General features: G+C 45.3%; 24 protein-coding genes. 11 read left to right on the top strand and 13 right to left on the bottom strand.

Annotation, left to right across the window (positions count from 1 at the left end; translation table 11 throughout):
• Positions 1-45: 45 nt before the first annotated feature.
• The 6 genes from ahpF to gntR form a co-directional block, all read right to left on the bottom strand.
• On the bottom strand, positions 46-1,575 hold the full coding sequence (ahpF, locus tag NX903_RS19730; RefSeq protein ID WP_024571485.1) for an alkyl hydroperoxide reductase subunit F: 1,530 nt from the start codon (positions 1,573-1,575) through the stop codon (positions 46-48).
• Between the two features lie 13 nt (positions 1,576-1,588).
• Positions 1,589-2,152: an alkyl hydroperoxide reductase subunit C gene (gene ahpC / locus NX903_RS19725; protein ID WP_003243686.1), complete on the bottom strand. Its 564-nt coding sequence runs from the start codon at positions 2,150-2,152 to the stop codon at positions 1,589-1,591.
• A 462-nt stretch (positions 2,153-2,614) separates the two neighbouring features.
• Positions 2,615-4,021, bottom strand: a complete 1,407-nt coding sequence (gene gnd, locus NX903_RS19720; RefSeq protein ID WP_086344525.1) for a decarboxylating NADP(+)-dependent phosphogluconate dehydrogenase — start codon at positions 4,019-4,021, stop codon at positions 2,615-2,617.
• A gap of 22 nt (positions 4,022-4,043) precedes the next feature.
• Positions 4,044-5,390 (bottom strand): gluconate permease GntP, encoded by a 1,347-nt coding sequence (gene gntP, locus NX903_RS19715; protein ID WP_003243139.1) that lies wholly within the window; start codon positions 5,388-5,390, stop codon positions 4,044-4,046.
• Between the two features lie 28 nt (positions 5,391-5,418).
• Positions 5,419-6,960 (bottom strand): gluconokinase, encoded by a 1,542-nt coding sequence (gene gntK, locus NX903_RS19710; RefSeq protein ID WP_072175864.1) that lies wholly within the window; start codon positions 6,958-6,960, stop codon positions 5,419-5,421.
• Positions 6,953-7,684 (bottom strand): gluconate operon transcriptional repressor GntR, encoded by a 732-nt coding sequence (gntR, locus tag NX903_RS19705; RefSeq protein WP_003243132.1) that lies wholly within the window; start codon positions 7,682-7,684, stop codon positions 6,953-6,955. The genes gntK and gntR overlap by 8 nt, the downstream gene beginning before the upstream one ends.
• Positions 7,685-7,879: 195 nt before the next feature.
• Here gntR and NX903_RS19700 point away from each other — a divergent pair, with 195 nt between their 5' ends.
• Positions 7,880-9,028, top strand: a complete 1,149-nt coding sequence (locus NX903_RS19700; protein WP_024571488.1) for a glycerate kinase — start codon at positions 7,880-7,882, stop codon at positions 9,026-9,028.
• A gap of 92 nt (positions 9,029-9,120) precedes the next feature.
• The gene (locus NX903_RS19695; protein WP_024571489.1) at positions 9,121-10,152 is read left to right on the top strand and encodes a polysaccharide pyruvyl transferase family protein; all 1,032 of its coding nucleotides are present in this window, start codon (positions 9,121-9,123) and stop codon (positions 10,150-10,152) included.
• Positions 10,153-10,191: 39 nt separating this feature from the next.
• Here the strand turns inward: NX903_RS19695 and NX903_RS19690 are convergent, their stop codons facing one another.
• Positions 10,192-10,884, bottom strand: coding sequence for an LrgB family protein (locus NX903_RS19690; protein WP_003227015.1), 693 nt, complete (start codon positions 10,882-10,884; stop codon positions 10,192-10,194).
• Positions 10,854-11,258, bottom strand: a complete 405-nt coding sequence (locus tag NX903_RS19685; protein ID WP_009968420.1) for a CidA/LrgA family holin-like protein — start codon at positions 11,256-11,258, stop codon at positions 10,854-10,856. The genes NX903_RS19690 and NX903_RS19685 overlap by 31 nt, the downstream gene beginning before the upstream one ends.
• Before the next feature lie 226 nt (positions 11,259-11,484).
• On the opposite strand from NX903_RS19685, the gene NX903_RS19680 reads away from it, so the two are divergent.
• The gene (locus NX903_RS19680; RefSeq protein WP_003243994.1) at positions 11,485-11,916 is read left to right on the top strand and encodes a MarR family winged helix-turn-helix transcriptional regulator; all 432 of its coding nucleotides are present in this window, start codon (positions 11,485-11,487) and stop codon (positions 11,914-11,916) included.
• Positions 11,917-11,972: 56 nt separating this feature from the next.
• Here the strand turns inward: NX903_RS19680 and NX903_RS19675 are convergent, their stop codons facing one another.
• Positions 11,973-13,043, bottom strand: a complete 1,071-nt coding sequence (locus NX903_RS19675; RefSeq protein WP_086344524.1) for an SDR family oxidoreductase — start codon at positions 13,041-13,043, stop codon at positions 11,973-11,975.
• 130 nt (positions 13,044-13,173) lie between these two features.
• Here NX903_RS19675 and yxaF point away from each other — a divergent pair, with 130 nt between their 5' ends.
• The 3 genes from yxaF (at position 13,174) to NX903_RS19660 (ending at position 16,172) form a co-directional block, all read left to right on the top strand.
• On the top strand, positions 13,174-13,749 hold the full coding sequence (yxaF, locus tag NX903_RS19670) for a transcriptional regulator YxaF (protein WP_019712606.1): 576 nt from the start codon (positions 13,174-13,176) through the stop codon (positions 13,747-13,749).
• 93 nt (positions 13,750-13,842) lie between these two features.
• Positions 13,843-14,856 carry a quercetin 2,3-dioxygenase gene (qdoI, locus tag NX903_RS19665; protein WP_003227025.1) on the top strand — a complete coding sequence of 338 codons (1,014 nt, stop codon included), beginning with the start codon at positions 13,843-13,845 and terminating at the stop codon, positions 14,854-14,856.
• A gap of 107 nt (positions 14,857-14,963) precedes the next feature.
• Positions 14,964-16,172 carry a DUF418 domain-containing protein gene (locus NX903_RS19660; RefSeq protein WP_024572866.1) on the top strand — a complete coding sequence of 403 codons (1,209 nt, stop codon included), beginning with the start codon at positions 14,964-14,966 and terminating at the stop codon, positions 16,170-16,172.
• A 29-nt stretch (positions 16,173-16,201) separates the two neighbouring features.
• On the opposite strand, the gene NX903_RS19655 is transcribed toward NX903_RS19660, so the two are convergent.
• On the bottom strand, positions 16,202-16,657 hold the full coding sequence (locus NX903_RS19655) for an RDD family protein (RefSeq protein ID WP_015250840.1): 456 nt from the start codon (positions 16,655-16,657) through the stop codon (positions 16,202-16,204).
• Positions 16,658-16,910: 253 nt separating this feature from the next.
• Between NX903_RS19655 and NX903_RS19650 the strand changes: the two genes are divergently transcribed.
• Positions 16,911-17,336 carry a DUF5391 family protein gene (locus tag NX903_RS19650; protein WP_024572867.1) on the top strand — a complete coding sequence of 142 codons (426 nt, stop codon included), beginning with the start codon at positions 16,911-16,913 and terminating at the stop codon, positions 17,334-17,336.
• A gap of 100 nt (positions 17,337-17,436) precedes the next feature.
• Complete coding sequence (locus tag NX903_RS19645) at positions 17,437-18,669, top strand: outer membrane protein assembly factor BamB family protein (protein ID WP_086344523.1); 1,233 nt, start codon at positions 17,437-17,439, stop codon at positions 18,667-18,669.
• A 44-nt stretch (positions 18,670-18,713) separates the two neighbouring features.
• Here NX903_RS19645 and NX903_RS19640 read toward each other — a convergent pair whose 3' ends face one another.
• On the bottom strand, positions 18,714-19,160 hold the full coding sequence (locus NX903_RS19640; RefSeq protein ID WP_134983128.1) for an RDD family protein: 447 nt from the start codon (positions 19,158-19,160) through the stop codon (positions 18,714-18,716).
• A gap of 210 nt (positions 19,161-19,370) precedes the next feature.
• Positions 19,371-20,708 carry an aldehyde dehydrogenase family protein gene (locus tag NX903_RS19635; RefSeq protein WP_086344522.1) on the bottom strand — a complete coding sequence of 446 codons (1,338 nt, stop codon included), beginning with the start codon at positions 20,706-20,708 and terminating at the stop codon, positions 19,371-19,373.
• A gap of 142 nt (positions 20,709-20,850) precedes the next feature.
• Here NX903_RS19635 and NX903_RS19630 point away from each other — a divergent pair, with 142 nt between their 5' ends.
• A complete protein-coding gene (locus tag NX903_RS19630) occupies positions 20,851-21,993 on the top strand; it encodes a TetR/AcrR family transcriptional regulator (RefSeq protein ID WP_086344521.1) in 1,143 nt (380 codons plus the stop codon).
• Between the two features lie 28 nt (positions 21,994-22,021).
• On the opposite strand, the gene NX903_RS19625 is transcribed toward NX903_RS19630, so the two are convergent.
• Positions 22,022-22,843 carry an SDR family oxidoreductase gene (locus NX903_RS19625; protein ID WP_086344520.1) on the bottom strand — a complete coding sequence of 274 codons (822 nt, stop codon included), beginning with the start codon at positions 22,841-22,843 and terminating at the stop codon, positions 22,022-22,024.
• A gap of 116 nt (positions 22,844-22,959) precedes the next feature.
• On the opposite strand from NX903_RS19625, the gene NX903_RS19620 reads away from it, so the two are divergent.
• Positions 22,960-23,211, top strand: coding sequence for a hypothetical protein (locus tag NX903_RS19620; protein ID WP_014481429.1), 252 nt, complete (start codon positions 22,960-22,962; stop codon positions 23,209-23,211).
• A gap of 167 nt (positions 23,212-23,378) precedes the next feature.
• Positions 23,379-25,259 (top strand): molecular chaperone HtpG, encoded by a 1,881-nt coding sequence (gene htpG, locus NX903_RS19615; RefSeq protein ID WP_024572431.1) that lies wholly within the window; start codon positions 23,379-23,381, stop codon positions 25,257-25,259.
• Positions 25,260-25,298: the final 39 nt, after the last annotated feature.

Genomic DNA, 25,298 nt, shown 5'->3' with positions numbered 1-25,298 from the left:
AGAAAGCCGCAATGCTGCCAATCTGGCAATTGCGGCTTTCTTATATCAGTTACGGATTAGGTAATCAAACGCGCCGAGAGCGGCAGTTGCACCTGATCCCATAGAAATAATAATTTGGTTGTACGCACTGTCTGTGCAGTCGCCGGCAGCAAATAAGCCTGGTACGCTTGTTGCGCCGTGTTTGTCGACAATAATTTCGCCCATGCGGTTGCGTTCAACTGTTCCTTCTAACCATTCTGTGTTTGGCACGAGACCGATTTGGACGAATACACCTTGAAGTTCAACGTGTTTTTCTTCGCCTGTTTCGCGGTCTACGTATGTGATGCCGTTAACACTCTGATCACCTGTGATTTCTTTTGTTTGTGCGTTTTTCACGACAGTAACGTTAGGCAGGCTGTAGAGACGTTTTTGCAGTACTTCGTCTGCTTTCAGTTCCGGCGCAAATTCTAGCACGGTAACGTGATTGACAATACCTGCAAGGTCAATTGCTGCTTCGATACCAGAGTTTCCTCCGCCGATAACCGCTACGTCTTTGCCTTCAAACAATGGCCCATCACAGTGCGGGCAGTATGCGACACCTTTGTTTTTGAACTCTTGTTCACCAGGTACGTTGACATTGCGCCAGCGTGCACCTGTTGAAAGGATCACTGTTTTACTTTTCAGGACAGCGCCATTTTCGAGTTCAAGTTCGAACAGATCTTTCTTCTCAAGGCGTTTCGCACGCTGAAGGTTCATGACATCAATATCATATTCCTTCACATGCTCTTCAAGACTTGCCGCAAGCTTCGGTCCTTCCGTCGCTTTGACGCTGATGAAGTTTTCGATGCTCATGGTGTCGAGAACCTGTCCGCCGAAGCGCTCAGCGACAACACCAGTGCGGATGCCTTTACGTGCAGTGTAGATCGCTGCACTTGCACCAGCAGGTCCGCCTCCGACCACAAGAACGTCAAACGGCTCTTTGTCAGCAAACTCAGATGCATCTGTGCCGCTGCCCATTTTCGCAAGAATTTCTTCAAGCGTCATACGGCCGCTTCCGAAGGATTCGCCATTCAGGTAAACGGTCGGCACTGCCATGATGTTTTTGCTTTCAACTTCTGCTTTGTATGCTGCACCGTCAATCATCGTGTGCGTAATGTTCGGGTTCAGCACGCTCATCATGTTTAAAGCTTGTACAACATCAGGACAGTTGTGGCATGTCAGGCTGATATAAGATTCGAAGTGGTATTCACCACTGATCTTCTTCACCTGATCAATGACTTTTTGGTCCACCTTAGGCGGTCTGCCGCTCACTTGGAGCAACGCCAACACTAATGATGTGAATTCGTGGCCCAGAGGGATACCGGCGAAAGTCACGCCAGTGTCTTCTCCGACACGATTGACACTGAAGCTCGGCGTTCTGTTTAATTCAGCTTTTTCAACTGAAATTTTCGATGACATGGAAGCCAGCTCATCAACGAGAGCCAGCATGTCCTTTGAAATGTCATCTTCGCCTGCGCTAACTTTGAGAACAATGTCATTCTCAATTAGCTGCATATATTGATTTAATTGTGCTTTGATATTTGCATCAAGTACCAATTGAATGCACTCCTTAGATTTTACCTACTAGATCAAGGCTAGGTGTAAGAGTTTCGCCGCCTTCTTCCCATTTAGCCGGGCAAACTTCACCTGGGTTTTGACGAACGTATTGAGCTGCTTTTACTTTGTTTACAAGGTTGCTTGCGTCACGGCCGATACCGCCTGCATTGATTTCAACAGTTTGGATAACGCCGTCTGGATCGATGATGAATGTTCCGCGGTCAGCAAGGCCAGTTTCTTCGTCAAGAACATCGAAGTTGCGAGAGATCGTTTGAGATGGGTCACCGATCATTGCGTAAGTGATTTTGCTGATTTTTTCAGAGCTGTCATGCCAGCCTTTGTGTACGAAGTGAGTATCTGTAGAAACAGAGTATACTTCAACACCTAATTCTTTAAGAGCAGCATATTGTTCTTGAAGATCTTCAAGCTCAGTTGGGCATACGAAAGAGAAATCTGCTGGGTAGAAGCAGAATACGCTCCATTGGCCTTTCAAATCTTCGTTTGTTACATCGATGAATTCACCGTTTTTGAATGCTTTTGCTTCGAATGGAAGTACTTCTTTACCGATTAAAGACATAATGTATATTCCTCCTAAAAATGTATTAGAAAGCATATTCGCTTTCAATAATAATTCTAATTATATATGAATTATTAATTAATATATATTTTTTGTCAAGCCATAACCTACTTTTTTTCATCTTACTAAAGGTGTGACAGGTAGGATTTATGCATTTCTTTTATAACAAATGAGAGGCTGATTCTCAATTAGACAAGGTTTTCAGGGACTTTTATAAATCAGAATGACAGGCCGTTTTGGCATTTGAACATTTTATGACACCATGGTCAAGGGCAAAGGACAATGGCCAAAAGCAGAATAGAACGGAACAGCAAGCTGCTGTCACATGATGATCTTGGGGATTGTTTCTAGCTATTATTGTATCACTGTTTATGATATTTAAAACATAACTTATGTCTTCTGTTGTTTGGGATAGAAGAAAAAAACACGGTTCAGTTGAAAACTGACCGTGTTGATGACAGGTTATTCAGACCAATTCGTATGGAAAACGCCGTCCATATCAGTCCGTTCGTACGTGTGAGCGCCAAAGTAATCGCGCTGTGCCTGCAAGAGGTTCGCATTGGAACGCCCTGTGCGGTAGCCGTCGTAATAAGAGAGCGCGGTAGTTAAGCATGGGAAAGAGATTCCAGTGCTGATACCCTCGCAAACGACTTTTCGCAGGCCTGTTTGATAGGCATGGAGCTTATCTGTGAAATAAGGCGCGATCAGCAGGTTAGCCAGATTTGGCTGCTCACTGAATGCTTCGCTGATCACGTTTAGGAAATCAGCGCGGATGATGCAGCCGCCTCGGAAAATCAAGGCAATGTCTTTGAGCGGCAGATTCCAGCCGTAAAGCTCAGATGACATCTTATATTGGGCAAAGCCTTGTGCATAGGCGCATACTTTCCCCATGTAAAGAGCCTGTCTGACGTATTCAATCCAGGTGCCTTTATCCAAGTGTTTTTCTTCGGCTTCCGGGCCTGCTAATACGTCTTGAGCTGCCATCCGTTCTTCTTTTAAGGATGACAAGTAGCGGGCGAACAAGGACTCTGTGATGATCGTGGACGGGATACCGTTATCAATCGCCTGCATGCTCGTCCATTTTCCAGTGCCTTTTTGGCCGGTTTTATCAAGGATGACATCGATCAGAGGCTGTCCTGTTTTTTCGTCTTTTTTGCGTAAAATCTCAGCTGTAATCTCTATTAAATAGCTTTTCAGCTCACCTTGATTCCATGTTTCAAAAATAGATGCAATTTCATCTAGCGGCAGACGAAGCGTTTCTCTTAGAAACGTATACGCTTCTGCAATCAGCTGCATGTCTGCATATTCAATGCCGTTGTGCACCATTTTTGTAAAGTGCCCTGCCCCTTTTGGTCCGATATAGACACAGCAAGGGTCATCCCCGACTTGGGCTGCGATTTTCGTCAGGATAGGAGCGGCTTTCTCATAGACGTCGCGATCTCCGCCCGGCATGATGGAAGGCCCTGTTAATGCACCGACTTCACCGCCGGAAATGCCGACTCCCAGGTAACCGATCCCTTTTTCCTTCAGTTCGTCATATCTTCTTTCTGTGTCTTCATAATGGGAGTTTCCTCCATCCATGATGACGTCGCCTTCTTCAAGCAAAGGCTTTAATGATTGGATGACGGAATCTACGGGTTTTCCCGCTGTGACCATCAAAAAGATTTTTCTTGGTTTTTCTAACGATTGAACAAAGTCCTCAAGCTCGTAATACGGGCTGAGAGATTGTCCATCCAGCTTTTGGATAAGCTGGTCCGTTAAATCTCTGGTGTAATTATAGACAGCGACGTTTTCGCCTTTATTTGCCATGTTTAAGGCGATATTGCTTCCCATTACGCCTAAGCCTATGACACCAATCGTATTGAACATGTGTTACAGCTCCTTCTTAATTTCATACAACTAAACTTAACAATAAAATGAATCCCAGTCCAGCAACGGAAATAATGGTTTCCAGCAATGTCCATGTGGCAAATGTTTCTTTCATGCTTAATCCGAAGTATTCCTTGAACATCCAGAAGCCGGCGTCATTGACGTGTGAAGCGATGACACTTCCGGCGCCTGTTGCGAGCACGACTAACGCCAGGTTAACATCAGAATGACCCAATAACGGAATGACCAGACCTGTTGTGCTTAGTGCGGCAACAGTCGCTGATCCTAGAGAAATGCGCAGGATCGCCGCGATGAGCCATGCCAGAATGATTGGCGATAATGCCGTTCCTTTGAATAAGTCTGCTACGTAATCGCCGACACCGCCGTTGATCAGCACTTGTTTGAAGGCGCCGCCTCCTCCGATGATCAAAAGCATCATGCCGATTTGTGAAATGGCAGTTGAACAAGAATCCATCACGGTTTTGACTGGAATGTTGCGCTTGATGCCCATTGTATAGACTGCGACCAATAACGAAATAATCATAGCAGTCGATGCGTTTCCAATCAATCTGATAAAAGCTAAAACTCCGTTATCTGCAAACCCGATTGTTTCTTGAAGCAGGTCGATAATGGTCGCGACCGACATGATGATAATCGGGAGCATTGCAGTAAAGACACTGATTCCAAAGCCGGGTGTTTCTTCAAGGTTAAACGTTTTTTGTGTGCCGAGTGATGCAATATTGCCGTTTTTCGCAAATGATGCAGGAACGATTTTTTTCGCGAACTTTGTAAATAACGGCCCTGCGATGAGCACTGTCGGAACAGCAACGATAAAGCCGTACAGCAGCACTTCTCCAATGTTTGCGCCATACTCACCGGCGATCGCCGTAGGTCCCGGGTGCGGCGGCAGGAAACCGTGTGTGACGGATAGTGCCGCGACCATCGGGATTCCGAGAAATAAAATAGAAATCTTCAATTCTCTTGAAATCGCAAAGACAATCGGAATTAATAGAACCAGTCCTACTTCAAAAAATAACGCAATCCCAATAATAAATGAGGCAATGACAACGGCCCATTGAATATTTTTCTCGCCGAATTTGTTGACGAGCGTCATCGCAATGCGCTGTGCGCCTCCTGAATCCGCGATCAGCTTGCCCAGCATCGCACCGAGTCCGAAGATGAGCGCGATGTGGCCAAGAGTCCCCCCTATTCCTGCTTCGATGGAGCTGACAACTTTATCGAACGGCATCCCGAGTGCCAGTGCCACGCCGAACGATACGACCAGCAGGGAAATAAATGTGTTTAATTTTAAGCCCATAATCAGAAATAGTAATGCTAAGATCCCAAGTGCAACGATGATTAACGGCATGGTAATGCCCTCCCCTTCATGTCATGTACTATTTGTGTGTGATTAAGCCCCTCTGATAATCTGCAATTTGTGTATATTGATTTTCTAATAATCTTGATAGATTGATGAAAATCGGCATTAATGTTCTGTATTCCTTGGCTGAGTCTTCGATCGGCGTATGTCTGTATGTGCTGCCGATCATGTCGGACACGGCGTCGAAAGAGTCAATTTTTCCTGTTGCATACAGGCCTAAAATGCAGGCGCCGAGACATGAGCTTTCGTAGCTTTCCGGAACGACAACCTCTGATTCGAAGATATCCGACATCATTTGGCGCCAAACCTCCGACCTTGCAAATCCCCCTGTCGCTTGGATGCGGGTTACCGGGCCATCCATGCATTCAGTTAACGCCAAGAACACCGTGTACAGGTTGTAAATGACGCCTTCCAATGCCGCGCGTATCATATGCTCTTTCTTATGCGACATGGTCAGGCCGAAAAATGAGCCGCGTACATCCGGATTCCACAACGGAGCGCGTTCTCCGGCGAGATATGGGTGGAACAGCAGACCGTCAGAACCGGGTCTGACGCGTTGGGCAATTTTCGTCAGCACGTCATATGGATCAATGCCCAGCCGTGTCGCTGTTTCGATTTCGGAGGAGGCAAACTCGTCTCTGATCCAGCGAAGGACGATGCCCCCATTGTTCACAGGTCCCCCAATAACCCAATGCTTGTCCGTCAAGGCATAGCAAAAAATTCTCCCTTTTTCATCGGTTTGCGGCTTGTCAATAATCGTACGGATGGCACCGCTTGTACCGATGGTGACGGCGATTTCGCCCTTTTTAATGGCGTTGACGCCGAGGTTGGACAGCACGCCGTCGCTGGCGCCGATGACAAAAGGCGTTTCCGGATCGATTCCCATTTGGATCGCTATTTCAGGGCTGCAGTGCTGAAAGATCTCGGTTGTTGGCACGAGTTTGGATAAGTGATCCGGCGTGATGCCTGCGATGCGCAGTGCCTCTTCGTCCCAATCCAAGCCTTTCAGGTTCATCATGCCTGTCGCTGATGCCAAGGAGTAATCGATGACATACTCATTAAACAGCTGTTTAAAAATGTACTCTTTGATGCCGATATATTTCTTTGCCTTGGAAGCGATTTCTTTCCGTTCATTCGTGATCCAGGCAATTTTACTTAACGGTGCCATCGGATGAATCGGTGTTCCCGTCCGTTTGTACACCTCATGTCCGTTCAATTCCTCTTTGATCTTATGCGCCCAGCCTTCACTTCGGTTGTCGGCCCATGTGATGCATGGCGTCAGCGGCTTGTCATTTTCGTCGATTGCAATGACGCTGTGCATGGCGCTGCTGAACGAAATGAAAGAGATTTGTTTTTCGGGATGCTGTTTTGTAATTCTCGCTGTTGTATGGATGACTGCCTGAAAAATCTCTTCCGGATTTTGTTCAGCTGTTGAGATGTCCGGTGTATAGAGCGGGTAGCCGATGCTTTCTTTCTGTACCACATCTCCGTTTTCACTGAACAGCACAGCTTTTGTGCTTGTCGTGCCGATATCGATTCCTAACATATAACTAGTCATTGTTGTATTCAGCTCCTTTTGCCAGCATTTGTTGTGAGAGCCATAGGTCTTCTACCTTATCCTGCACATCATCAAAGTTTTGGTGAAGAGACTGAATCATCAGCGCCCTATCCTTTGTTTTGATGGCTTGAATATAAAGCTCGTGGTTATCTAAAATCCTTGTGAAGTCTTCATACTTTTCCTTTAACCGTACCCGCATCGATAAAAGAATAAAGCTTTCCATGACGGGTTTTAGATTGTTCCAGATCATCTGAATGTATGAATGATCAATCGCTCGGATAATGGTTTCATGGAACAGCACATCTTGAAATGAAAATTCGTCAGCGTCCTCATATTTGATTGAGACTTTCATCATTTCAAGAATTTTGCTGAGATCCTTAACTAAAGGCTCAATGTCTATTTTGACAAGCCGTTCAAAGACAAATGTTTCTAATAGTAAACGCACATCATAAATTTCCGCGATTTTCTTCTCAGTTAAACCAATTACGACCGCTCCCATTCGTTCTAAGCGGATGATTTTTTCGGATGCGAGTATTTTTAGCGCTTCGCGAACCGGCGAACGGCTTACTGAAAACTCGGCGGCGATTGTATTTTCTGATAAAATGGTACCGCTTTCAATCAGGCCTGAAACGATCCGCATTCTCAGCTCGTATGCGACACGAACCCCGGTTGACGCTTTTGAGAGCCATTTTGCGGGATACAACAGGTCTTTGGAGTCTAGCATACACTCACCTTCCTCACTCAAGAAGTATACTTGTATACAAGTATGATAACGTGAATATTTCTTTTATGCAAACACTTTCATTTCTAATTTTTAATAAAATTTTTCCTAATCATTATGGTATTTATTTCTAAATGGAATATGGTACATTGGAGATAACTAGCATAAGTGAATCATGTTTTGAAAGAGGCGATTTGGATGAAAATCATCATTGCACCTGATTCTTTTAAGGAAAGCTTATCAGCTCTGGAGGCCGCAGACGCGATAGAAAGAGGTTTCAAGTCGGTCTTTCCGGGTGCTGATTACAGAAAATTGCCGATGGCGGATGGCGGCGAGGGAACTGTTCAATCTCTGGTCGATGCGACCAACGGAAGGATCATAGAGCAAGTTGTCACAGGGCCGCTGGGGGAACCGGTGAGAGCTTTCTTTGGCATGATGGGGGATGGGAGAACAGCTGTGATTGAAATGGCTGCTGCTTCAGGATTGCATCTGGTGCCTGTAGATAAGCGAAATCCGCTCATCACTACAACAAGGGGAACGGGAGAATTAATCGGAGCAGCTCTTGATGCGGGAGCGGAGCGATTGATCATCGGAATCGGCGGAAGCGCCACGAACGACGGGGGAGCCGGGATGATTCAGGCATTGGGCGGAAGGCTTCTTGATAACTCAGGCAGCGAGATTGGCCCAGGGGGCGGCGCGTTATCTCAGCTTGCATCAATAGATGTTAGCGGGCTTGATTCCAGATTGCGGAATGTCAAACTGGAAGTTGCCTGTGACGTGGACAATCCGTTAACAGGACCAAAGGGTGCTACGGCTGTTTTCGGGCCGCAAAAAGGCGCGACGGCCGACATGCTGGATGTACTAGACCAGAACGTAAGCCATTTCGCTGATATGGCAGAAAAAGAGCTCGGATCAACCTTCCGAGATACAGAGGGCGCCGGTGCAGCGGGCGGTCTTGGATGGAGCCTGCTGACTTATCTTCAGGCTGACCTGAAAAGAGGCATTGATATTGTCCTTAATGCGGTTGATTTTGAAAGTATCGTTCAGGATGCAGATCTTGTGATTACCGGCGAGGGACGGATCGACAGCCAAACGGTTCATGGAAAAACGCCGATCGGCGTAGCCAAAGCGGCTAAATCATATGATGTGCCCGTCATCGGTATTGCGGGATCAGTATCACGAGACAGTGATGCCGTCTATCAACACGGAATCGATGCGCTTTTCAGCATCGTTCCCGGAGCCGTGCCGCTAGAAGACGCGTTTGAACATGCCGCGGAATATATGGAAAGAACGGCGCGAGACATTGCAGCGTCTATCCAATTGGCGAAAACGATGTTTCTGATATAGCCGATGCACACGCCAATGCATAGCCATCCTTCTTTTTGGGTAGAGACAGTTAACACACAATGAGGAATTCATCCCAGAAGGAGGACGCAGATATGACTGTACAAGAAATCAAAGGAAAAAAACTAGTAAAAGGCATTGCGCCAAATGTGGAGCCGGAAGCTCTGTTAAATGATAAACGAAAAGTATTTTTGTTTGGTTCCCCTAGTTACACAAACATTGGCGACCAAGCGATTGCGTATGCGGAAGAGAAATTTATCAAAAATCATTTTCCGTATTATGAATACATTGAGATTATGGATTATGCGACGGATGAGGGCATTGAACTGGTGAAGGAGATCATTCGTGAAGACGATATTGTCTGCTTTACAGGCGGAGGGAATTTAGGAAACCTTTATCTTGATATTGAGGAAGACAGAAGAAAGGTCTTTTCGGCGTTTAAAGACTACAAATCAATTTCTCTGCCACAATCCGTTTATTTTGAGGATACAGAGGAAGGACAGAAGGAAAAGAAAAAAACACAGGATGCGTACCATCAAAATACAAATTTAACGATTGCTGCGCGTGAGACGCAAACACTGGATGTTGTGAAGGAGACCTTCAACTCCAATGTGATCTTTACACCGGACATGGTGCTTTCCTTGGATATTGTGCCGCGAGAGCTCGAGCGGGACGGCGTTCTCTTTATTTTAAGAGCGGATAAGGAGAAAGTAACTGACGAAGATTTTATTTCACAGATGAAGCAATGGGCAGAAAAAACAACTTACACAGAGCGTACCGATACGGTGCTGGATACGGTCGACACCATCGACTACGCCGATCGTGAAAAGCATTTTATGGAGATGCTAGACCGCATTGGCTCCAGTAAATTGGTGATTACCGACCGCCTTCACGCGATGATTTTCTCGATTATCACCAAAACACCTTGCCTTGTCTTTGGGAACAGCTATGGCAAAGCCAAACATTCATATCGGGATTGGCTTGAAAGCTTAAACTTCATTGAATATACAGATCAACATCATATTGAGGAACTGGAGCACATGATTGACCGCCTGCTTCAAGCAGAACCGAATGACGTTGATTTATCTAAGGACTTTCAGCCGCTGATTGATTTTTTTGCTTCTTAAACAAAAAAGACTGCCCTCCCCCGGGGCAGTCTTTCTTTGTTAAATATGAAACAGCCAGACGACGAGCGGGCCGAAGAATGAGCCGAGCACCGCACAAAGCGTCATGGAGACGGAACTCATGGATACGGCCAGTTCCCCATATTCCAATGCTTTGGAGGTGCCCAGTGCATGGGAGGCGCTGCCTAATGCAATGCCTTGTCCTAGGGAGCTGCGTATGCGAAGCCATTTTAGGAAAAGCGGCCCGAGGATGACGCCTGAAAAGCCCGCAATCATGACAAATACGACTGTCATGGAAGGGACGCCGCCAAGACCGGCGGCGATCTGAATAGCGACAGGGGTTGTGATCGACTTTGGCAGAATGGATAATAAGAGATCATGATCAATCCCGAATGCTTCTGCGAAGATCAGCCCGCTGATCATTCCCATGCATAATCCGACCAGGACGCCGCCTAAAATGGGAACACAATGTTTGACAATGATATGCCATTGCTTATAAAGCGGATAGGCCAGCGCCACAACAGCCGGCCCAAGCAAAGAATTGATCCATTTCCCCCCGATCATATAGCCTTCATAGGAAACATGAAACATCATCAAAGCCGCTACAATCAAAATGGTCGTTGTGAGAACGGGGATCAGAAATGGAAGCGGGAATCGCTTATAGAGTTTGACCATCGCTAAATAAGCGGCAACTGTTAAAAGAATTATAATGATCGCGATACATGCTTGCTGCATTTCTCTTTCTCCTCCCGTTTTTTTGCTTTTTTCTCTAATAGCTGGCTGGCGAATCCAGCCGCAATGATCGTGACGATGGTGCTCAGAACGACTGTAATCAGCAGCATCAGACCATTGAATGAAATGAGAGACGGATAGTTTATCACTCCTGTCATTGCCGGGATGAACAACAATGGAAGGAAGGATAATAAAAACCCTGCTCCGTCTTCAATGATGGAGACGGGAACAATACGGAGGCCCAAGCAGATCAGAAGCAATACCAATCCAACGATGCTTCCTGACACGGGTAAATGAAACAGATGCTGAATGGCTTCCCCGATCATAAAAAATACATATAATATCAACACTTGCAAGATAATTCGTATGACTTTCACATCAAGTGCTGCTCTCCAATCAGAACAGCTTCCTCCTTTCTGGTGCTTGCTTCTAGGATGGTTCTGAGGAATCGCTTTACTTTCTTTTTATATGATTGTACTATACAAGTATAATAATTGATTTAGTCATATAACGACTTGTATTTATTCAGTTAATGTACATTTGTATTATACAAGTATATATGATGTTGTCAATGCCGGAGATTGGAATAGGGAGCGAGAGCGATTGCAAAATCAAAATCCAGTTGAATTAATTGAATATGAGCTGACGACTTTTATCAGGAGAGCTGTTTATCTGGATCAATCAGAGAAAAGAACAGGGAATTTGGAGAGATCTTCGTACTTATTACTGAGACAATTGGATGAGTTTGGGCCTGCTCGTGTTAAGGAATTGGCTGAATCGTTTAAGCTTGATATTTCTACTCTTTCAAGACAAGCAGCTGCATTAGAGGCAAAGGAGCTCATCTATCGTTTCTCAGACCCATCTGATGGGAGAGTCAGCCTGTTTACCATTACAAAACTCGGCAAACAACTATTAAAAGCCGATCAGCAAAAGCGCCTTGAACGTTATGAACAGATGCTGAAAGAATGGTCAACACAGGAAAAAGAGATGTTCGGCGAGCTGCTGCAGCGTATGAACAAGGCTTTTATCGATTAACAGCTAAAAAACCCATGGTTCGCTGGAACAGCATGGGTTTTTCTTATGGTCAGAGATTACCTGCATCGTTTGGCGGCAGCCCAAGCCACTAGTCCGGCAACAACAGCCGCCGATACAATTGGGCGCTTCGTCGCTTTTGTGTAGTAGCTTCTTGACCTCATCCATCCTTTATTTGTGCCTCTGTCATGCATACCGCAGCCCGCATCATAAAGAGCGCTTTCTTCTCTCGGTTTGGACGGTCTTTCGGCATGCTGGCTGTGATACATGATTTTTTCCATCAGTCTGTCGGTCAGACGAGGAAAAAGCGCGCCCAGCATGGCGATGGCTTTGGCCTGTGAGCCGATGTACATGTCGCGCTTAGGGTGTTCGGCGGCAAACAGGATCGCTTCGGCGACCGCTTCCGGCGGATAGATCATGGAGCGGTAATGAGCCGGCTGTTTGTCGAGGTAGCTGTGCGCATGCTCGTTATATGGTGTGTCAATTCTGCCCGGGTGGATGAGCGTTACCGAGACGGGCGCCTGTTCCTTTTCAAGCTCCATTCGGATGCTTTCCGTCCAGCCGTGAAGCGCAAATTTGGCAGACGCATATGTGGATTGAATGACTGTTCCCCTGTCTCCGAACAGGCTTCCTACATTAATGAGTGCGCCCGGCACACCTCTGCCGGTGTAGTGTTTGACAGCCGCTCTTGTTCCGTAAACAGGTCCCCAGAAATTTGTGTCGAACATGCGCTTCATGTCTTCGACGGTGACGTCCATGGCATGTCCGAAAGTCGAGACGGCCGCATTGTTGACCCATGTGTCAAAGCGGCCGAATGTGCTGATCGCGGTTTCTGCGATGCGGTTGACGTCCTCTTCTTTTCCGACATCCGCCTTTACCCATATGGCGTCGTGCCCTTTTTTCTTTAGTTCATCAGTGAGCTCCTTCAGCGCGTCTTCATTTCGCGCTGCTGCCACGACCTTTGCGCCTTTTTCAGCTGCCATTCGCGCCGTGACAAGTCCGATTCCGCTTGAAGCGCCGGTAATGACGATCACCTGATCCTTAAGCTTTTTCAGTTTGAGCTTTGTTTTTACGGCTGGGTTTTGTCGTTCAAGCTGTTCTGTATTCGTGACTGAATGATCGATTGTCATTGAGAGATCCCTCCTAGACGCTGTTTTTGTACATTACCCCATCCGGAAGGGTCTTACCCCTTTTGACAATCACAGGGTTCTTTTTTATATTATATAAGTCGCTCTACCATACCTAGGAGGGAATGTTTTAATGACTAGCAGAGGAGATTCACGTGAAAAAATCCTTCACACGGCGTCACGTCTGTTCCAGCTGCAAGGATATCACGCGACAGGTTTGAACCAGATTGTAAAGGAAAGCGGTGCTCCTAAGGGATCGCTTTATCACTTTTTTCCGAATGGCAAAGAAGAATTAGCAATTGAAGCGGTTACATATACAGGTAAGATTGTTGAACATCTGATACAGCAAAGCATGGATGAGTCCTCTGATCCAACAGAAGCGATTCAGCTTTTTATCAAAAAAACAGCCAGCCAATTTGATAACACAGAAAGCATTAAAGGTATTCCAGTCGGTTTGCTGGCGAGTGAGACAGCGTTAATCAGTGAACCGCTGCGGACGGTTTGCATGAAGGTGTTTAAAAGCTGGGAAGCGGTTTTTGCCAGAAAATTAATGGAAAACGGATTTGCAGAAGAAGAAGCAAATCAGCTTGGAACGCTGATTAATTCGATGATTGAGGGCGGCATCATGCTTTCGTTAACGAATAAAGACAAAACGCCCCTTCTTCTCATTGCCGAACAAATACCAGTGCTGGTGAGAAAAAAAGGGTAGCATTTTGTTATCCTTTCTCCTACAATTATATAGAACGGTCTAGACAAATAAATGATAATATATAGACTGGTCTAAATTGGAGGAAGCGATAATATGAAAACATTATGTACACATTCATTGCCTAAAGAAAAAATGCCTTATTTGCTCCGGAGCGGAGAAGGCGAGCGCTATCTGTTCGGCAGACAGGTTGCCACGGTGATGGCGAATGGGAGGAGCACAGGTGATTTGTTTGAGATCGTGCTTCTTTCCGGGGGAAAAGGAGATGCCTTTCCGCTTCACGTCCACAAGGACACACATGAAGGAATTCTCGTTTTGGACGGGAAACTGGAACTGACACTTGATGGTGAACGCTATTTATTAATATCAGGTGATTATGCCAACATTCCGGCGGGAACACCGCACAGCTACCGGATGCAGAGCCACAGAACAAGACTGGTATCTTACACGATGAAAGGAAACGTAGCGCACTTGTATTCCGTTATTGGGAATCCGTATGATCACGCTGAACATCCGCCGTACGCAAGCGAAGAAGTCTCAAACGAGCGATTTGCAGAAGCAGCCGCTGTAGCGGACATTGTATTTCTAGATGAAGAAAAGCCTGCATGTTCGGCCAAATTAGCGGAACTTACAGAGCTGCCAGATGGAGCCGTTCCATACGTTCTTGAATCTGGAGAAGGAGATCGCCTGTTGACTGGAGATCAGCTTCACCGCATTGTGGCTGCACAAAAAAATACAGATGGCCAGTTTATCGTCGTATCATCTGAAGGCCCTAAAGGTGACCGAATCGTTGATCACTACCATGAACATCATACAGAAACATTTTATTGCCTTGAAGGCCAGATGACGATGTGGGCAGATGGCCAGGAAATTCAGCTGAATCCGGGAGATTTCCTGCATGTCCCTGCAAATACCGTTCACTCCTATCGCCTTGATTCTCACTATACAAAGATGGTGGGCGTATTGGTTCCTGGTTTATTTGAACCGTTTTTCCGGACGTTGGGCGACCCGTATGAAGGCCACATCTTCCCATGTGAGCCTCAGGCTTTGCGTTTTGATCGCGTTTTGCAGAATATCGAAGCATTAGATTTAAAGGTGATGAAACCATAAAGATGACAAGATTGTAAGGTTTTCATGCCGGCCTGACACCTAAATCGATGTTTCCGCGCTTCATTTTTTCATACCCTTAAGGTACAGAAAAAAGGAGCGTGATGGCTATGTCTTCATTACAGCCGACTTTGGCAAATGAGCGGATCGGTGTGCTTGATGTGCTGAGAGGAATGGCGATTTTCGGCATCTTATTTGTCAATCTGGCACATTTCAGTTATCCGGATATGTATTTGTCTATGCTTGGAAAAGAGAATTTTTTCATGGATAAGTGGTCTGAAGCTGATTTTGCCGCCGCAGACATACTGAAATTCTTCATTCAAACAAAATGTATTTTATTGTTTTCCTTTTTATTTGGATTTGGCATGGTTGTCATGATGGAGAGAGCAGAAAACAAAGGGAAACGGTTTGTTCCGTTATATGTGAGAAGGTTAATGGCGCTTCTCTTGTTTGGAACGATTCATGCCTTTTTGATATGGGACGGGGATATTTTAACAGAATATGCCCTGCTCGGATTTGTCCTGCTCTTGTTTCGAAAAGCAAAGCCGAAAACACTGCTGATATGGGCGGTCTCTTTGTATCTTCTGTTTTCCATTCCGTTCATGTTGACAAGTTTTGATCAATCAAATGGACAGGAATGGGTACAAGCGGTAACACAGCAGGCAAAACAAGCGATTCATGTTTATGGAAGCGGCAGCCTGAAGGATATTGCAGAACAGCGGATCCACGACCGTCTTGTTTACATGTCTTCGAATGGCATGCTTACGTATAATCCGCTCAACTTCTTCTTTGCATCCATTCCATATTTCAGCATGTTTTTGCTGGGAGCTGCGGCAGCGAAATCTCGGTACTTGCATGAACCAGAAAAGCATCGCAAAGGACTAAAACGATTGTGGATGGCTGGGCTTGTCATCGGCATCGGCGCCCAGGTGCTGTACAGTGTAACGGATAAAGAAATATGTTTGCTGATTGGCGCGCCTTTCCTCATGTTTTTCTATGTTACAACGGTTGTCTATCTTTATCATAAAACAAGAGTGAGAACAGTGCTGCAATCATTCTCCGCTGTTGGGAGGATGGCATTTACCAATTATCTGATGCAGTCTATTGTATGTACTTGGATTTTTTATCATTACGGCTTGGGCCTGTATGGAAAAGTGTACCCTGCTGCCGGTGTGCTCATTACAATTGCTGTTTGTGCCGTTCAAATGGTCTTCAGCCACCTTTGGCTTCGTGTCTTTCGGATGGGGCCGTTTGAGTGGCTGTGGAGAAGCGCTACGTATCTGTCGTGGCAGCCTATTGTAAAGAAAACAAAAGTCTAGATGCCTATTGGCGTCTAGACTTTTTTCTATTATTTATACACGACACGTGTTTTGCAAATGATGTCATGCAGGCCTTTTTTCTCTCCAAAGGCGATCATGATAAACCCGATATAAAAGATGATTCCAGATAAGATATAGGCAAAGTAACGGCCAATTCCCTGTCCGACAGAAACCCGTTCACCTTGTTCATTGACCACTTTCAGGCCAAGAATTTTTTTGCCAAGTGTGCCTTGCATTTTAGAAGCTGTGAGCAGCCCGTAATATAACACGCTGATGACGATCATGATCAGCATAGTAGGCAAAAATGCAAGCGTCATGTATTTCACTAAATACTCTTCTTCCGTCATGTAAGGGTTTGTTGCCACAGCCCCAGCTACAAAAACAGAATTGATCACAAATAGAATAATATAACTAGGAACAGATACAATAATGCCATCAATAAAATAAGCTAAAAAACGAATCCAAAATCCTGCTGGTTTTTCCATGTATTTTTCTCTCTCCTCTGAATTAATCTGGAATAGTATACTTTGAAAAACAAGTACATGCAATATAGTATGGTGATAAAATCCTGATATTACAGAAAAATGAGTCTTTTATCCTTTGTTTTTTACTATATAAATATACTAGAAATAATCATATCATTTCTGTATGTTCTGGATTTTTAAAAAATATAATGAATATAACTTTCAACTTACTTATAATAAAAAAGGTTAATATTTCTATTAAAGGAGGAGTTTGATGTCTAAAAAAAATAGCGTGGCGATCATGACAACCATTTCTGCGTTTCTTTTTTGCGCCGTGATTGTGGCGGCTTCACTTTCGCCGCTGGCCGGAACGGGAGCGGCGGCCAATCAGTTTAATTCGGTTGGCATGTGGTCAGCTGTCGGTATGATCCTTGTATTGTATTTCATTCCATTTCTCGTTTATATGCTCGGAGTCGATGCAATGAGGTATGTCATGGCGGTGCTTTGCGGCTTCGGGCTTTTGATTCATTTGTCTTCGGCCGGTTTTATCTTGATGTTTAGTTTCTTTAGTGACCATCTGCTTTCTGAGGTGATCTTTGTTTTCGGAATTAGTCTCGCTGCGGCTGCTGTCAACGTCATTTGGTTTGTGGCTGCATTTCGGCCGGGTGCTGAAAAAACGTCCGTGAATACTCTTACATAGTTTTCTAGTTTGTGATGTTTTTGTGAAATATATTTATAAAATGGATGAATATGTTATGATGGTCACAAATTAGAAGTTACATATAATGGGGGTCTCAATGATGGTCAAGTCATTTCGTATGAAAGCTTTGATTGCGGGAGCTGCGGTGGCGGCGGCTGTTTCGGCCGGTGCTGTTTCTGATGTGCCCGCTGCCAAAGTGTTTCAGCCGACAGCTGCTTATGCGGCGGAAACGGTATTTTCTCAAAATAATGGAGCATCTGGCTTTTTGACAGGAAGATATGAGGTACAAGCGATGGCGCCTGCCATGTTTAACTGGTCACGCGAAAGCCGGTTCGCCGGAAATACAGACGGGACGCTGAAATGGCAAAACGACATCAGAACGACTCCGCAAAATGGAGCGGGGGCTGTGATTGACGGAGACGGCACAGTATATCTTCATTCCAGAGACGGGGAAATGAAAGCCTTTAATCCAGACGGCTCAGTCAAATGGGTGACGGGCAATCTTGGAAAAACATATACGCAATCTCCTGTACTTGGGACCAACGGCGTTATCTATTTGGCATCCTATGACAAAAAGATTTATTTTATTGACAAAGAAACGGGAGAAATTTTAACAACGGTTCCGTTAAGCGGCGGGCCAAGCTCTGAAACGGTGATCGGTTCAGACGGGACGTTGTATTTCTCAACACTTGATAATTATGTTCACGCGATCAAACCGACGTCAAAATCAACTTGGACAGAGCGCTGGAAGTTGAAAACAAATGGTGTCGTCAGCTCTGTGCCGGTGCTTGCCAAAAACGGCACCGTGTATGTCGGCACATATAATTACGTGTTTTATGCGATCAACTCCGGAACCGGACAGGTGAAATGGTCCAGAACGACGTCAAATGCGTTTAAAGGATATCCGGTGATTGATAAGGACGGCAACGTTTATGCCGGCAACCAAGATGGACAGCTGTATGCTTATACATCAACAGGCAGTTTGAAATGGACATTCCCGCTAAACGGGTTCTCCAGCTCATCTCCTGCGATTGATCATAATGGCAATATCTACATCGGCTCAGGAAGCGGCGAGCTGTTTTCCATCAGCAAAAACGGGGATATGAACTGGTCATTCTATACAGACGGCCCTGTCAGAACGGCGCCGCTGATTGACGCGAAGGGAACGGTGTATTTCGGGTCAGATGATATGAAGGTTTATGCGGCAGACGCAAACGGCAATGAATTATGGAGCTATCAAACTGACAGTAACGTCGTGTCTTCTCCTCAGCTCGCTGAGGACGGAACACTTTATATTGGAAGTTATACGAAGCTGATGGCTTTTGGGAAATAGTAAAACAGGCTGGCGAGGTTAACCTCGCCAGCCTGTTTTTTTGATCAATCAAGATATTTATTTTTATAGAGAACCTTTGTCCCGCAAATATAATCATGTAATGCCAGTTTAGAGGGAAAGGCCGCCATGATAAAACCGATATATAAGATCTTAGATAATGTGTAAGCGAAGAAACGGCCGAAGCTGTGCCAAAAAGAAATACGCTCGCCATACTGATTGACAACGATGATGCCCCTGAGTTTTTTTCCCAATGTTGCTTGCATGTTTGAAGAAGTCAGCAAGCTATAGTAAAGAATAGCGAAAATAAATATGATGGCCAAAACAGGGATTGTGCCAATGATCAACATGAAAAACTCATATTGGGCTTCTGACATGTGTGTACCTGCTGCATCAATGAGTGGCAACACAATGAAGGTGTTAATGAAAATCATAATGAAAGAGAATATAGCTATAATGAATACATCAATAATAGAGGCTGCTGCCCGATTCAAAAAATCCTGCTGGTTTTTCCATGTATCATTTTACTCCTTTGAAGTTTTCTGGGATATTATACGTTAGAGGCTGCAGGGTTTCAATGAGATAGACTAGAGGAATTTGGTCTCGTAGTGAAAATGGTATTTTATCACTTTTAATCTCTTTATTTAGGTGATATAAAGATAAAAAAAGAATCTGCAAGGTGATGCAGATTCTCTTCATTACGATTATTTAGAGGCCTGAATAAATACACCCTTCTCATGAGAAAACTCTTTGAATCCGTATACCCCATGATAGGAGCCGATTCCGCTTGTGTTGACGCCGCCGAATGGCAGGTTGACGTCACTGAAATGGACGACGACATCATTGATGGCGGCATTTCCTGATGTCGTGTGCTGGAGGACGTTGTCAATCAGGTCTTGGTTTTTGCTGAACACATAAAGTGCAAGCGGTTTATCGCGGTCATTTACGTAATCGATGACCTCGTCGATGTCTTCATAGTTCATCATTGGCAGGATCGGTGCGAAGATTTCCTCCTGCATGATTTTCATGTCGGACGTGACGTTTTTCAAAACGGTTGGCGAAATCGTGCGGTCGCTGGCATCAAATACGCCGCCGAACACCACTTCCGCCCCTTTTTTGATGGCATCGTCGAACAGATCTTTGACGCGGTTGAAGTTGCGGTCATTGACGATCTGCGTAAATTTGCTGCGGTCTGGGTTGTGATCATCCTCCATAAATCCAGCGTTGACGACTGTTTGTAAAATCCCCGCGAACCGGTCCTGAACGTCTTTTTTAATGAACAGGTAATCAGGTGCGATGCAGGTTTGGCCGGCGTTTACGAATTTCCCGACGGCGATCTTTTTCGCTGCGTCCATCAGATCGTATTCACTGTCGATAATCGTCGGGCTCTTGCCGCCAAGCTCAAGTGTGACAGATGCCAAGTGTTTGGCAGCCGCTGTCATGACGATTTTCCCGACATTTGTGCTTCCAGTGAAGAAAATATGGTCGAACGGCTGATCAAGTAGTTCGGTTGCCACCTCAACCTCTCCTTCAAAAATCGCGACTTCTTTTTCATCAAAAGCGTCTCTTATCACTTTAGCGGCAATGTTGCTCGTGTTCATCGTGAAATCGGACAGCTTCACAATCGCGCTGTTTCCGGCTGCGAGAGAAGCGGCAAGCGGCGCCATCGTCAGCATAAACGGATAGTTCCACGGGCCGAGGATGAGTGTGACGCCTTTAGGCTCGTACATAAGAATTCCGTTTGCGTCAGGGCTTAACGATGAACCGACTTCTTTAGGCGCCATCCATTGTTCCAGGTTATTCATATTATCTCTGATCGCTTTTTTTGTTCCTTCGATTTCCGCTTTTTTGACTTCGTGATATGGTTTGCGGACGTCTTTGCGGATCGCTTCGATGATTTCTTCTTCATGGGCGATGACGGAATCTAAAAAGCGTTGAAGCTTTTCTCTCCGCTGTTCCGCTGTTGAAGCGCGCAAGGCTTTTTGCTGTTTTTTCTGAAGCTGAAAAACGCGCTGAATGTCGTCCTTTACTTGCTGTTCCATTGTAAAATCCCCCTCATTTGCTTTCTTCTTTTCTCGGACCTATTATAAGGGGGTACCTTTTCTGTAAGAAAGACAACGGTGAACCATCTATACGTTACCGTACATATATCGAACATTTGTCTAATGATTGGGGGTGTCTTTTGTGCCGGAATCTGCCGAAGCTCAAGTGAAAGAGGCGTTGCTGGCCTTATTGAAAGAAAGAGATATTCAACACATCACAATGAAAGAAATCGCTGAGAAGGCCAAAGTGAGCCGCGGATCGCTCTACCTTTATTATGAGGATAAGTTTTCAATCATTGAGGATTTAATCGAAGACATGAAGGAAGGGCTGGGCAAAGCGCTTTTTGACGCCTTCAGTCATATGGATACCCTCCATTTGAACAAAAAACGGCAAACGGTGCATCCGACGCTATCCTTTGTTCATGAACATCGATCCTTTTTTTCTGTGATGATGAACAGAGGGCATTTCCATCGTTTTTTTAAGGATGTGTTTCAGCAGGATGTTCTGCTGACTCCGGTCCATGTGAATTTGACGCCGATCGAACGGGAAATTTACGGACATTACCGGGCCTTGTACACGTACGCGATCATCCTGTATTGGCTGAATGAGGATGCGGCCGCGACTCCGGAAGCTATCAGCCAAAAGGTATGGGAGCTTGTTTCTCAAAAGAGATTTTATTGGCTGTTTGGACAAGCTGTGCCAGGAGAGCGAGAGAAGGACAAGCAAATCGACAGGCGGGTGGTTCGAACGAGAGAGGCGCTCCAGAAGGCATTTCTGGACGTGCTGGCGGAGAAAAAAGACTACGCAGCCATCACGATTTCGGATATTACCCGGAAAAGCAATATCCGCCGTGCAACCTTTTATGATCACTATGCCAATAAGGAGGAATTGCTCCAAACCATGATACAGCGATCATGTGCGGAGATCATTGATCACCTGACGATTGCCTCCAGCCCGAATGAATTTTCCTTAAAGGAAGCGGAGAAGGCGCTCGCCAGTCTGCTTTCTGCTTTGTCAAACATACCCATTGTCCATTTTCTCAATCGGGAATGGGGTGTTCCTCATGTGATACCTGATATGTTCAAAGCGCTGGAATCGTTTTATCTGCATCAGCAAACTGATATTCACGCAGAGAAAAAGCTTTATGCCCATTATGTATCCGCAATGATTATCGGGTTGCTTTTGTATCGGCTGGATGAAGGAAAGACACATGAGCCAGAAGTGCTGGCGAGGGAGTTTTTGCAGTTTTTGGATGTGAAGAAATATAAGGTTGTATTGCTTTAAAAGACAAAAAGAGAGGGGGCTCCCTCTCTTATTTCGTTTCTTCCTTCCATTTCTCATCAATCAGCATCTTCCCAGGCCATGTGTACGCCATGATGCCGCCGTCTGCGGTGATGTCTTCTCCCGTGACGTATGAGCTGTCGTCTGACGCGAGAAACAGGGCCACTGTTGCCATTTCTTTGGGCTGGCCAAGACGTCCGAGCGGCGTGATCCATTTGTTGGCTTCGCGGAATTGTTCGCCCATTTCCTGTTCTTTGGTGCCTGCCAGTTTATCAATCAGCGGTGTTTCGATCGTGCCCGGTGAGATAGAATTGACGCGGATGCCGTTTCGAGCGTAATCAATCGCCATCGCTCTAGTCAGGTTCGTGATCCCGCCTTTTGCAGCATTGTAGCCGGAGCGGTCGAGATCCGCGGCCCGGCCTGACATGGAGGAGGTATTGATGATGGAGCCTCCTTTTTCGAGCATGAGCGGAATCAGATATTTGCTGCAAAGGAACGTGCCGCGCAGGTCGACGGCGATAATGCGGTCAAACAGGTCAACCGGATATTCGTGCACCTTTCCGCCTTCCTGATCAACGCCGGCATTATTAAACAGAATATCAATCGTTCCGCATGCATCCTTGATTTGATCAGCAAATGCTTTCACACTGTTTTCATCTGACACATCGAGGTGAAAGGATTCTGCCTGTCCTCCGTTTTTTCTGATTGTGTCAACTGTTTCCTCCATTTGATCTTTATTGATATCTCCGATGATCACACGCGCGCCTTCATTGGCAAAAACCTCTGCCGTCGCTTGCCCAATGCCTGTCGCGGCGCCTGTGATCACTGCTGTTTTGTTTTCAAGTCTTCCCATGATACGAGACCTCCTTTTTCTATTTGTCTTCCCGCTATGTGCAGTGATAAACATGCGAGAAAAGAAAGGCCAGCATATGTTAAGATGAATTAGAAATTGTTGGGAGGTTTGTATGTTTGAAGGTACAGCATAAGAAGGAGCTCAAGTTTTATTGCTTCATTACCATTCCATCTGCATTTGTTGTGCTGACTGTCATCTCTTTTTTATTGCAAGAGATTACGTTTCCGGTGACTGCAAGCGCATTTCTGAATGCTTCATGGCATAATCTATTGTTTTTAATACCGTTCGGTTTGTTTTTCTACCCGGTGCATATATGGATGAAGCGGGAGTTTGGCCGCTGGAATGACACAGAAAAAAAGAGAGGATGATGAAGCCTCTCTTTTTTATGAGAATGAGTGAGAAAAAGAGTGAAAACAAATCCAACTAATGTTAAATTTACATATATATGCATCTATCAATCTAATTGACAATTGTCATCTTATGTGATAAATAGATGCTGAAAAGGGTTTACATAATGGTAAAGGAGCGATCAAGAGTGGCGAAAAAAGAGTTTAAAGCAGAGTCTAAACGCTTGCTGGATATGATGATTAACTCCATTTACACCCAAAAAGAAATTTTCCTGCGCGAGTTAATCTCCAATTCGAGTGATGCGATTGACAAAATCTATTACAAAGCGCTTACGGACGATGCGCTTACGTTTGATAAAGACAGTTACTACATAAAGGTCGCAGCTGACAAAGATGCGAGAACATTAACCATCTCTGATACGGGGATCGGAATGACAAAGGATGAGCTTGAACAGCATCTTGGAACAATTGCAAAAAGCGGTTCCCTCGCGTTTAAAAAGGAAAACGAGCTGAAAGACGGACATGACATTATCGGGCAGTTCGGTGTCGGTTTTTACGCGGCATTTATGGTTGCCGATGTCGTGACAGTCATCAGTAAAGCGCTTGGCAGCGAAGAGGCTTATAAATGGGAGTCTGCGGGTGCAGACGGCTATACGATTGAGCCGTGTGAAAAGGATTCTGTCGGTACAGACATTATCCTGAAAATCAAAGAGAACACAGAAGATGACAGCTATGACGAGTTTTTAGAGGAATATCGTTTAAAAGCGATCATCAAGAAGTACTCCGACTTCATTCGCTACCCGATCAAAATGGATACCACCATTAATAAGCCGAAGGAAGGAAGCGAAAATGAATTTGAAGAGGTGCAGGAAGAGCAGACGGTCAACAGCATGGTGCCGATCTGGAGAAAAAACAAAAGCGAGCTGACAGATGAGGATTATGAAAAATTCTATGCTGAAAAGCATTACGGGTTTGATAAACCGCTCACACACGTTCATATCAGCGTGGATGGAGCCGTTCGCTACAACGCGATTCTATTCATCCCTGAAAACATGCCGTTTGACTACTATTCCAAGGAATATGAGAAAGGCTTGGAGCTGTATTCCAATGGCGTGCTGATCATGAATAAGTGCGCAGACCTGCTACCGGACCACTTCAGCTTTGTGAAGGGCATGGTCGATTCTGAGGATCTGTCGCTGAATATTTCCAGAGAAATGCTGCAGCATGACCGCCAGCTGAAGCTGATCGCGAAAAACATCAGCAAGAAAATCAAAAGCGAGCTGCAAAGCCTGTTGAAAAAAGACCGCGAGAAATACGAGACGTTCTACAAGTCGTTCGGCAGACAGCTGAAATTCGGCGTGTACAATGATTTTGGCGCGAATAAGGATCAATTGAAGGATCTCCTATTATTCTACTCTTCAAAAGAGAAAAAACTGGTCAGCTTAGACGAGTATGTTTCCAGAATGCCAGAGGAGCAGAAATACATTTATTACGCGACCGGTGATTCTTACGACCGCATTGAGAAACTGCCGCAAACGGAAATGGTGGCGGACAAAGGCTATGAAATCCTCTACTTTACTGAGGACATCGATGAGTTTGCAATTAAAATGCTGGCTTCTTATCAGGAAAAAGAATTCAAGTCCGTATCAAGCGGAGACCTTGGCATAGACACGGATGAGGATCAAAAGCAGTCCGAGGAAGAGGAAAACAAGTATAAGGATCTGTTTGAGGAAATGAAAAACATTCTGTCAGACAAAGTGAAAAACGTCAGAATCTCAAAACGGCTTAAATCACATCCAGTCTGCCTTGCTGCTGACGGCGAAGTGACAATTGAGATGGAAAAAATCTTAAACGCGATGCCTGACAGCCAAAATGTGAAGGCGGAAAAAGTGCTGGAAATCAACCCGAATCACGAGGTATTCCAAACGCTGCAGGACGCGTTTGAACAAGATAAAGAGAAGCTGAGCCTGTACACAAACCTTCTGTACAATCAGGCGCTTCTCATCGAAGGCCTGCCGATTCAGGACCCTGTGGAATTTACGAACAATATTTGCAAGGTCATGGTGTAAACAGAAAAAGGAATCGTCCCATAAGGAGACGATTCCTTT

Source organism: Bacillus sp. FSL R5-0576 (genome assembly GCF_038004765.1).
Taxonomy (GTDB): domain Bacteria; phylum Bacillota; class Bacilli; order Bacillales; family Bacillaceae; genus Bacillus; species Bacillus subtilis.
This window is presented reverse-complemented; position numbering and strand designations above follow the sequence as displayed.